Here is a 5,000-nt window from a genome sequence, read left to right on the forward strand (position 1 = left end):
GGGCGCCTCCGCCGACCTGCTCGCGCGGGCGGCGGGCGGGCATGCCTCCGACCTCGCCTCGGCCACGCTGCTGAGCGTCCGCGCCCCGGTCCTGTGGGTCCCGGCCATGAACGAGAAGATGTGGACCCACCCGGCGGTGCAGGCCAATGCGGAGACCCTGCGCGGCTGGGGCCACCGCTTCCTGGGGCCGGAGGTCGGCGCCTTCGGGACAGCGGGGGAGGGGTCGGGCCTGGGGCGGATGGCCGAGCCGGAGGAGATCGCGGCGGCCACCCTCGCCCTGCTCGCGCCGCCCGTCGCGCAGGACCTCGCGGGCCTCCACGTCGTCGTCTCTGCCGGGCCGACCCGCGAATACCTCGACCCGGTGCGCTTCATCAGCAACCCCAGCAGCGGCAAGATGGGCTTTGCAGTGGCCCAGGAAGCGCGGGACCGGGGGGCGAGGGTGACCCTGATGACCGGCCCGGTGACCCTTCCCGACCCCCCCGGCGTGACCGTGCGCCGCATCGAGACGGCGCTGGAACTGCGGGACGCCGTGCTGGACGCCGCGCAGGATGCCCACATCGTTGTGATGACGGCGGCGGTGGCCGACTACCGCGCCGCCGAGCGTGCGGGCGAGAAGCAGGCGAAGGTGGCGGGCGACGTCACGGTCAGCCTCACGCCCAATCCCGACATCCTGGCCGAACTCGGGCGCGAGAAAGGCGAGCGGGTGCTGGTGGGCTTCGCGATGGAGACGCACGCGGGGGTGGAGCGGGCGGCGGCCAAGGCAGGGCGCAAGAACGCCGACTTCATCCTGCTGAACTACCCCACGCGGGAGGGCACGGCCTTTGGCGGCGACGACAACGAGGTCACGCTGGTGCGCCCGGACGGCTCGCACGAGGCGTGGCCGCGCCTGAGCAAGCGCGAGGTGGCCCGCCGGTTGCTGGACGAGGCGCGGCGGGTCCTGGGAGAACAGGGCTGAAGGCTGACCGCTGACGGCTCCCGTTTGCCTTATTCACCCCGGCTGCATAGCATGGCTTGTGCTCAGCAAGGATCAGCGCCAGAAGCGCATTCAGGACATCGTCGCCCGCGAGAGTGTCTCCACCCAGGCCGAACTTGTTGAGCGTCTGCGCTCGGAGGGCATCGCGGTGACCCAGGCGACCGTCAGCCGCGACATCAACGAGCTGCGGCTGGTGCGTGTGCCCGTCGGCAAGGGCCGCCACCGCTACGCCCTCGCGCAGATGGCGGGGCATCAGGGGGTGGAAGAGGAACTCGGGCGCCTCTTTCAGAATTTCGTCAAGGACGTGGACCGGGGCGAGAACATCCTGGTGATTCGCACCGCCGACGGCCACGCGACCGGGGTGGCCCTGCTGCTCGACCGCCTGCGCCGCGACGACATCGTGGGCACCATCGCGGGCGAGGACACCATCTTCCTCGTCGCCCGCACCACCGCCGAGGGCGAGGAGTTGATGGAGGAACTGCACTCGCTGATGCTGGGGTGAGGGGAGGGTAGGGGGGAAAAGGTGGAGTGCGGACAGGGCTTGCCTCCCACGCTCCACGCTCCCCATTCCGTTTCTACGGCACGTCTCCGTCCTCCAGCGTGGGCACGTCCCCCACCGGCAGTTGCACGTGGGCGACCGTCCCCCGCCCGACCTCGCTTTCCAGCCAGATGCGCCCGCTGTGGGCGTCCACGATGCCCCTGGCGATGCTGAGGCCCAGCCCGGCGCCGCCCTGATCGCGGCTGCGGCTGTCCTCGACCCGGTAGAAACGGTCGAACAGGCGCTCCAGATGCTCGGGCGGGATGCCGGGGCCGTCGTCGCCCACGCTCAGGCGCACCTCTCGGCCCTCCTCCTGCGGGGTGCTGGTCAGGGTGACGGTGGTCGCTCCCGCCTTGAGCGCGTTGCCCACGAGGTTGATCAGCACCTGCTTGAGGCGGTCGGGGTCGCCCTCGAAGGGCACTTCCTCGCCCGCGACGCGCAGCTCGGTGCCCTGCGCCTGCCCGAGGGGAGCGAGTTCGCGGGCCACCTCGCCCAGAAAGAGGGTCGAGAGGATCGGCTGGCGGGTCAGGGTCAGTGCCCCGCTGTCCGAGCGGGCAAGTTCCAGCAGGCTGGCGATCAGCGCGGTCAGGCGCTCGGACTCCGACCGGATGATGTTGAGGCTCTCGCGCTGCTGCCCGGTCGGATTGGTGCGCCGCAGCAGGTAGCCCGCGTGCCCGCTGATCGCGGTGACGGGGGTGCGCAGTTCGTGGCTGGCATCCGAGGTAAAGCGGCGCTGCGCCTCGAAACTGGCCTGCAGGCGGCCCAGCATGGCGTTGAGCGCCTGGGCCAGCGCCTGCACCTCGTCCCCGGTCGCGGGCACCGGCACCCGCTCGTCCAGGGTCTGCCCGCCGATCCCCTCGGCCGCCTGCCGCACCTGCCGCAGGGGCCGCAGCGCCCGGCCCGCCAGCACGTAGGCCCCTGCCGCCGCTGCGAGCAGCCCCAGCAGGCTCAGCGCGAGCACCCCCCGCTGCAGCTGCGCGAGGGTCCGCAGCGCCGGGTCCAGCGGCTGCCCGACGTAGGCGATGGCGAGGTTGGGCGGCGCTCCGGGGTCGAGTTGCAGCGGCCCCAGCACCACCAGAAAGCGGTGCAGGCGGCTGATGTCGGTGTAGGGATCGCGCACCTCCCGCTCCACCAGAACGCGCCCGTCCGGCGACCCGATCAGGCGGGTGAGTTCCTCGTCGGAAAGCTGCACCGGGCGCTCCCGGCTCATGCGGATGGTCTGCCGCCGACTGTTCGCCTGACGCCGCACGAACTCCAGCACCTGCCGCCGCGCCTGCGGGTCCCGCGCTTCCTGAAAATCCTGCATCAGCGAGGTCAGGTCATAAAACGGCAGTTCCTCGACCTGAATGGCGTCGTCGGGAAAGAGGTAGACCGCCCGTGGCAGGATCCCGGCCGCGTCCCGCTCCTGCGAGTTGAGGGGGTCTTTGAGGTTGAGGCCCGGCACCACGTCCTGCAGCAGCAGGTAGGAGTTGCCCAGTTCGCGTTCCAGGTTGCCCAGCAGGCTGCCCCGGATGGTGAAAAAGACCGCCGCCGACACCGACACCAGCACCAGCGCGACCAGCCCGCTGTAGAACAGCGTCAGCCGCCAGCGCAGGCTCATGGGCAGCCCCCGTCTGGACGGTCGCAGCGGCCCAGGGACGGAGGCACAGGAAGGCCGGGCGCGTCAGGAAAGCCTGTCACGCCCGGCAGTGTACCCTCCCGCTCCGGGTCGCCTACTCCTCGCGCAGCACGTACCCCACCCCGCGCACGGTGTGGATCAGCCGCCGCTCGCCGCCCTCCTCGAGCTTGCGGCGCAGGTACCCGATATACACGTCGACCACGTTGCTGCCCCCGGTGTACTCGGGCCAGACCTTCTCCTCGATCTCGAAACGCGAGAAGACCTTGCCGGGATTGCGGGCCAGCAGCTCCAGGAGCTCGAACTCCTTGGCCGAGAGTTCCACCCGCCGCCCGCCCCGGAAGATCTCGCGCCCATCGAGGTTCATCACCAGGTCCGCGACCCGCACCTCGCCCGTGACGGCGGGATTGACCCGGCGCAGGTGGGCGCGGACGCGGGCGAGCAATTCCTCGATGGAAAAGGGCTTGATCAGGTAGTCGTCGGCGCCCGAGTCGAGGCCCTCGACCTTGTCCTGAATGCCGTCCTTGGCCGTCAGGATGATGATCGGGGTGTTGCTGGTCTTGCGGATGCGCCGGGCCACTTCCAGGCCGTCCAGCACGGGCAGCATCAGGTCCAGGATCACGAGGTCGGGGTTGACCTCACGAAATTTGCTCAGGCCGGTCACGCCGTCAAAGGCCACCTCGGTGGCGTACCCCTCGGCGGCCAGCTCCAGTTCGATGAAGCGGGCGATGTCTTTTTCGTCCTCGATGACGAGGACCAGGGGCTTGCGTTCCATGCGGCCAGTCTAAGAACCGTTCTCATGAGAAGGCGTCCCGGCCGCTTAACCGGCTTTCATGGGGGAAACGCCGGGCGCGGCCGGGGCGATGACCCGGTACGCCCGGCTCTCTGGTCCGAAGCCCTGCAGCGGCGGCAGCACGCGCGGGGCCAGGGCCACGGCCGACCCTACTCCCTGCGCCGCCGCCCCGCACAGGAGCGTCTCGCCGGGGTCGGCGGCGTCGCACAGGCGCCGGGCATAGTTGACGGGCAGCCCGTAGGCGCTCGGCTGGCCGCCCACCATGCCGGTGATCACCTCGCCCGACGCCAGCCCCGCCCGCACCTGCAAGGTCAGACCCAGGGACTGGGCCAGTCCCAGTCCGGCGGCGCGGTCGTGCGTTTCCACCGCCGAGCGCAGGGCCTGCCCGGCCGCCCCGGCAGGCCAGAGGGCCAGTACGGCGTCGCCCTGGTGCTGAAGCACCTGCCCGCCGTGAACCTCGAAGCTCAGGATCAGCACCTGCACGAATTCGGCCATCAGCGCGGCGTAACTGCCCAGCGGCAGCGCGTGCGCGATGCGGGTGCTGCCCACCAGATCGGCCATCACCAGGCACGCGGCCTCGGGCAGGGGAGGCTCGGCGGGAAGCGGCAGGAGCAGGTGGGACATGGGTCCATCACACTATGGCGGAGCACCTGCCCTTGCGTAAAGTCCCATCTGCCCCACACCTGGCGCTCACCTCTTCATGAGTCGGGGTCAGGAGCTGGGGGGGAGGAAGCCGTGAAGGGGAGGCAGGGTCCGGAAGGTGGCCCAGTCGCCCGGCTGTGCGGGGGGGAGGGTGCCGAAGCCTCCCAGCACCAGCAGCACCCGCGCCTGCACCACCCAGACGCGGCGGCCCACGCTCAGGATGGGTCCCCGTCCGGTCACCGCCGAGACGCCCACGACCTCGAGGTGTTCTTCCGCCGCTTCCCCGGCATCCAGATCCAGGAGGCGCGTGCCTGCCGGGTCCAGCAGGCCGTGAATCACGAACCGGGCCGGGCCGGGCCGCGCCGCGTAGGGGCCGCTGCGGTCGAAGAGGTACAGCACCCGCCCTCCCGCCGCGAACTCCAGCAGCGGGCTGCCCTCG

Annotated in this window: 6 protein-coding genes (1 of these 6 running past the window's edge); 2 read left to right on the forward strand and 4 right to left on the reverse strand. The window is 71.0% G+C overall.

Annotated elements, in window-relative coordinates:
* Together coaBC and argR are read left to right on the forward strand one after the other, a co-directional pair.
* Window positions 1-955, forward strand: a 955-nt coding sequence (coaBC, locus tag QOL99_RS00785; RefSeq protein ID WP_285520711.1) for a bifunctional phosphopantothenoylcysteine decarboxylase/phosphopantothenate--cysteine ligase CoaBC, incomplete at its 5' end; no start/stop codon positions are given.
* 58 nt (window positions 956-1,013) lie between these two features.
* Complete coding sequence (gene argR, locus QOL99_RS00790) at window positions 1,014-1,475, forward strand: arginine repressor (RefSeq protein ID WP_285520712.1); 462 nt, start codon at window positions 1,014-1,016, stop codon at window positions 1,473-1,475.
* Window positions 1,476-1,548: 73 nt separating this feature from the next.
* On the opposite strand, the gene QOL99_RS00795 is transcribed toward argR, so the two are convergent.
* The 4 genes from QOL99_RS00795 to QOL99_RS00810 all read right to left on the reverse strand — a co-directional run.
* A complete protein-coding gene (locus tag QOL99_RS00795; protein ID WP_285520713.1) occupies window positions 1,549-3,111 on the reverse strand; it encodes a sensor histidine kinase in 1,563 nt (520 codons plus the stop codon).
* 112 nt (window positions 3,112-3,223) lie between these two features.
* Window positions 3,224-3,901, reverse strand: a complete 678-nt coding sequence (locus QOL99_RS00800) for a response regulator transcription factor (protein WP_010887388.1) — start codon at window positions 3,899-3,901, stop codon at window positions 3,224-3,226.
* A gap of 45 nt (window positions 3,902-3,946) precedes the next feature.
* Window positions 3,947-4,543: an adenylate/guanylate cyclase domain-containing protein gene (locus QOL99_RS00805; protein WP_285520714.1), complete on the reverse strand. Its 597-nt coding sequence runs from the start codon at window positions 4,541-4,543 to the stop codon at window positions 3,947-3,949.
* Window positions 4,544-4,630: 87 nt separating this feature from the next.
* A protein-coding gene (locus tag QOL99_RS00810) for a hypothetical protein (protein ID WP_285520715.1) crosses the window boundary here: on the reverse strand, window positions 4,631-5,000 show its 3' portion. It continues 80 nt past the right edge of the window; the window shows 370 of its 450 coding nt (coding positions 81-450); the start codon falls outside the window, past its right edge; the stop codon is at window positions 4,631-4,633.

It is taken from the genome of Deinococcus rhizophilus, from assembly GCF_030271215.1.
Lineage (GTDB): Bacteria > Deinococcota > Deinococci > Deinococcales > Deinococcaceae > Deinococcus > Deinococcus rhizophilus.

Bases quoted from the DNA above. Each gene is read 5' to 3' on its own strand.
- QOL99_RS00805 (WP_285520714.1), bottom strand. From the start codon at position 4,543: ATGTCCCACCTGCTCCTGCCGCTTCCCGCCGAGCCTCCCCTGCCCGAG.
- QOL99_RS00795 (WP_285520713.1), bottom strand. From the start codon at position 3,111: ATGAGCCTGCGCTGGCGGCTGACGCTGTTCTACAGCGGGCTGGTCGCG.
- QOL99_RS00800 (WP_010887388.1), bottom strand. From the start codon at position 3,901: ATGGAACGCAAGCCCCTGGTCCTCGTCATCGAGGACGAAAAAGACATC.